Source organism: Pseudomonas edaphica (assembly GCF_005863185.1).
Classification (GTDB): Bacteria; Pseudomonadota; Gammaproteobacteria; order Pseudomonadales; family Pseudomonadaceae; genus Aquipseudomonas; species Aquipseudomonas edaphica.
Genome location: NZ_VBVZ01000550.1, coordinates 1 through 4,110, shown reverse-complemented (window position 1 = coordinate 4,110; position 4,110 = coordinate 1). Strand labels below are relative to the sequence as shown.

The following is a 4,110-nucleotide window of genomic DNA, read 5'->3' as shown; positions in this document are numbered from 1 at the left end:
GTGCTGGCCCAGTTGCGTGCGCGCTTCATGGCCCTCAATGCAGGCCGCATGGCCCGCGCCGTCGAAGGGCTGACGCCGCGCCAACAAAGCGTGCTGACCCTGCTGCCGTTGTTTTTCCACGTCAACCACCCGCTGTTGCCCGGCTACGTCTCGAGCAGCACGCCGGCAGGCTTGTCGAATTTCGAACCCGACGCCCAGGCCCTCACCGAAGCCCAGCGCCTGACCCGCTCGTTCTCCTATAAGCCGCGCCATGGCAACCCGCCGCGGCCGATCCATGGCCTGTTCCTGATGGGCAGCCTCGGCACCTTGGCCCAGGCGGACCAGAGCGACATGGACGTGTGGGTCTGCCACGCTGCGGACCTTGGCGAGAACGAACTGGCCGAGTTGCGCAAAAAGTGCCAGTTGCTGGAAGCCTGGGCCTTGACCATGGGCGCTGAGGCGCATTTCTTTCTGATCGAGCCGACGCGCTTTGTTTCAGGCGAGCGCGATACGCAACTGAGCTCTGACGATTGCGGCACCACCCAGCATTACCTGTTGTTGGATGAGTTCTACCGCACCGCCATCTGGCTCGCCGGGCGCACGCCCATCTGGTGGCTGGTGCCGGTCTATGAAGAAACCCGCTACGCCGAGTTCACCCACGCGCTGATCTCCAAACGTTTTATCCGCGCCGATGAAACCCTCGACCTCGGCCACCTGGCGCACATCCCGCCGGGCGAATTTATCGGCGCGGGGTTGTGGCAGCTGTTCAAGGGCATCGAGTCGCCTTACAAATCGGTGCTCAAGCTGCTGCTGACCGAGGTGTACGCCAGCGAACACCCGAACGTGCACTGCCTGAGCCTGCGCTTCAAACGTGCGGTGTTTGCCAACCAGATGGACCTGGACGAGCTGGACCCGTACATCGTGGTCTACCGCCGCATCGAGGAATACCTCAGGGCGCGCAATGAACCCGATCGCCTGGAGCTGGTACGGCGCGCGCTGTACCTGAAGGTCAATCGCAAGCTCAGCGCCGGCCAACGCAGCACCAGTTGGCAGCGGCTGTTGCTGGAACGCCTGGCCCATGAATGGGGTTGGGACCAGCGCCAACTGGCCTTGCTGGACAGCCGCAGCCAGTGGAAAGTGCGCCAGGTGGCTTCCGAGCGCCGCGCATTGGTCAGCGAACTCAATTACAGCTACCGCTTTCTTACCCAGTTCGCTCGCACCGAGCAGACCGTCAGCCTGATCAACAAGCGCGACCTCAATGTGCTGGGTCGGCGCCTGTATGCCGCGTTTGAGCGTAAAGCCGGCAAGGTCGAGTTCATCAACCCCGGCATCGCCCCGGACGTGGCCGAAGACACCCTGACCCTGGTGCAATCGCCCAACCGCAAAGAGCCCGGCCAGCACCACTGGGGCTTGTACAACGGCAACCTTACGGCGCTGGAATGGGAGCACTTCGCGCCGATCAAGCGCAGCCGCGACCTGTTGGAAATGCTCACCTGGTGCCATCGCAACGGCGTGATCGACAGCAGCACGCGCCTGGCCTTGCACCCAGGCGTCAGCGACATGACGGAATTCGAGCTGTTCAACCTGCTGGGCTGCCTGCAACAGACCATCGCCCTGCCCCTGGCCAGCGTTGATGAAGACCGCCTGTTGCGCTCGGCGGTACCGGAAGAGGTGCTGTTGCTGATCAACGTCGGCGTCGACCCGCTCAAGCATCACCGCGACTTGAATATCCTGATGACCACCGAGCGCACTGACTCCCTGAGCTACGCCGGTGTGCGCGACAACCTGGTGCTGACCCTGGATCAGGTCACGCTCAACAGTTGGAACGAGGTATTGGTCAGCCGCTACGACGGCCCCCATGCACTGCTCGACTGCCTGCGCGACTACCTCAACCAACTGCCGCCGAACCACCTGCCACGCCTGCGGGTGCGCTGCTTCTGCCACAACCGTGCGCAATTCATTGCCCAACGGGTGGAAGAAATTTTCGACACCGTGCAGAACCTGCTGCTGAGCCAGTCCAATCACCGCTACCTCCTGCAGGTGCAGCAGCACTATCACGTGATGGAACTGACGCCGGGCCAGGCCACTCACGTGCCACTGCTGACCCAGGATGCGCTGATCGCCTACCTCAGCGAAGAACTGGCCAGCTACAGCCCGCTGCACCTGGACGCCATGGCGCTGGAAGACCACGACCTGGCCCTGCTGCTGCCCATGGGCGTGGCTGATTGTGTGCAGGTGTTCTACCGGGTCAATGAAGGCTTCGCCGAGCTGTATGTGCTGGATGAGTTCAATGCGCTGTGGCAGCAACGCTTGCCGTTTCATGATGAGCAAAGCCTGCTGGCGCCACTGCAGCGATTCCTGCAGTCAATCATCTATCGCCGCGAAGCGCTGGCACCGCTGGACACGCAACAGCCGCTGGGTGAAGTGCAGATTTTGTATTACCAACTGTTGCCGTCAGGCAGCCACCGCGCCCGCGGCATCGAGCCTCGGCCGGTGCCGCAAAACCCGGCCAACAAGCCGTTTTATGACGTGCAGGCGATTATCGGCAAGGCCGCACCCGGCCAGGTCGGCATCACGCTGTATTGCAATCAACGGGAGTTTTCGGAGTTGGAGTTCGGCGACCAACTGTTTGCCGTGGTCGCCCAGGAAATCGTCGGGCAACGCCGGGAGACCGAGCTTTACCGCTGCTACATCACCGACCTGGACCTGTCCGGCCTGCTCGGTGATGTGCAAAGCCCGAGCAACTTGTATCTGCGTTACAAGGCCGAGCTGGAGTTGTCGCTGAATGCGGCGCTGAGCCAGATTTAGAGAGGGAAGGCGCCGCCATCTTTGGGCTGGCCTTCGACGCTGAGCAATTCAAGCTTGAGGGTTTTGCCGCCCGGCGCCGGCCAGTCGATGTGCTGGCCCACTTGCAGGCCAAGCAAGGCGCTGCCTACCGGAGCCATGATCGAAATTTTGCCTTCATCGGCGTTCGCGTGCTTCGGGTACACCAGGGTCAGGTGGTAGTCCTTGCCGCTGCCTTGCTCACGGCAATGCACGCTGGAGTTCATGGTCACGACACCCGCAGGCACTTCATCGTGGCCAACCACGTCTTCGGCGCGGTCGAGTTCGGCTTGCAACGCTTCGGCGCCGGGAGAGTCGTCGCCCAAGCGGTCGATCAATTGCTCCAGACGCTGCACGTCAAGACGGGTAAGAATGATGGAAGGTGCGGTCATGATTCAGGCAGACTCCTTTTTTCTGCACAAAAAAGCAAAACCCCGCCAGGAAAAGGCGGGGTTCTCACGGGCCTCGATGAGTTGAGGCGTACCCGGACACTACCACAGCGTCACAAATAAACAAGACGGCCTCAGGCGCGCGCCCTGCGCTGTTCGGCCTCGGCGCAGATCACCCGGCGCCGGGCATCGTCGGCGGAGCGCCATTCACGGATGTCTTCCACGTGCCGGTAGCAGCCGAGACAGACTTTTTGCTCGTCCAGGCGACACAAACTGATACAAGGTGACGGCACTGCCGGGCTGACATTGCTGAACAGCGGCTTGGGTGGGCGTACAGGTGCAGGCTGGGTCACGATCAGATCTCGTCGAAGTCCAGCTCAGCGCCGGCTTGTTCCTGGACCAGGCGTGCGAGCATTTCGCTTAACAGCTCATCGCTGGTATCGCACTGCCAGTTTTTGTCTTCTTCGTTGTAGTCGAAGTGAAAACCACCCGAACGCGCCGCCAGCCATAGCTGACGCAGCGGCTCCTGACGGCTGAAGATCAGTTGGGTGCCGTTTTCAAACTTAACGGTCAGCACGCCAGCCGAGTTCTCCAGGTCCACATCCAGGCCGCTGTCGTCGAAAATATCTTCCAGCGCCTGCTGGGTCGAATCCACCAGGTCGTGAAAACGGGCTTCGGTCAAACTCATTGTGGGAACCTCGAAAAGTGTCTGGTCACGCTCAAGCGGCGCACGATACGGACGCGCCATGATGATTGCAAAGGATACCGATTTCATTACCCGCAGCCGCGTGAAATATCCTCATTTAGCGTAGGCCGAATCGCGACATGCTCGGCAAACCCCCGCCGGACGGGTATTACGGCGCATAGGCAAGCTGCCGGGTGGTCGGTATACTCGGGCGCAATTAATGCATATTCAAGG

4 protein-coding genes are annotated in these 4,110 nt (G+C 61.3%); 1 reads left to right on the top strand and 3 read right to left on the bottom strand.

Features of this window, described 5'->3' with window-relative positions:
* Positions 1 to 2,787: class I adenylate cyclase (locus FEM54_RS26245; protein WP_138453626.1), on the top strand; the 2,787-nt coding region annotated here is incomplete at its 5' end.
* Here the strand turns inward: FEM54_RS26245 and rnk are convergent.
* From rnk to cyaY, 3 genes are all read right to left on the bottom strand, one after another.
* Positions 2,784 to 3,194: a nucleoside diphosphate kinase regulator gene (rnk, locus tag FEM54_RS26240; protein WP_017134998.1), complete on the bottom strand. Its 411-nt coding sequence runs from the start codon at positions 3,192 to 3,194 to the stop codon at positions 2,784 to 2,786. The two genes, FEM54_RS26245 and rnk, sit on opposite strands and share 4 nt — an antisense overlap.
* Before the next feature lie 131 nt (positions 3,195 to 3,325).
* On the bottom strand, positions 3,326 to 3,544 hold the full coding sequence (locus FEM54_RS26235; protein ID WP_056860802.1) for a DUF1289 domain-containing protein: 219 nt from the start codon (positions 3,542 to 3,544) through the stop codon (positions 3,326 to 3,328).
* 2 nt (positions 3,545 to 3,546) lie between these two features.
* On the bottom strand, positions 3,547 to 3,879 hold the full coding sequence (gene cyaY / locus FEM54_RS26230; protein WP_099550435.1) for an iron donor protein CyaY: 333 nt from the start codon (positions 3,877 to 3,879) through the stop codon (positions 3,547 to 3,549).
* Between the last annotated feature and the right edge of the window lie 231 nt (positions 3,880 to 4,110).

Excerpts from the sequence above, each read along its gene's own strand:
- rnk (WP_017134998.1), bottom strand. The coding sequence starts at position 3,194 with ATGACCGCACCTTCCATCATTCTTACCCGTCTTGACGTGCAGCGTCTG.
- cyaY (WP_099550435.1), bottom strand. The coding sequence starts at position 3,879 with ATGAGTTTGACCGAAGCCCGTTTTCACGACCTGGTGGATTCGACCCAG.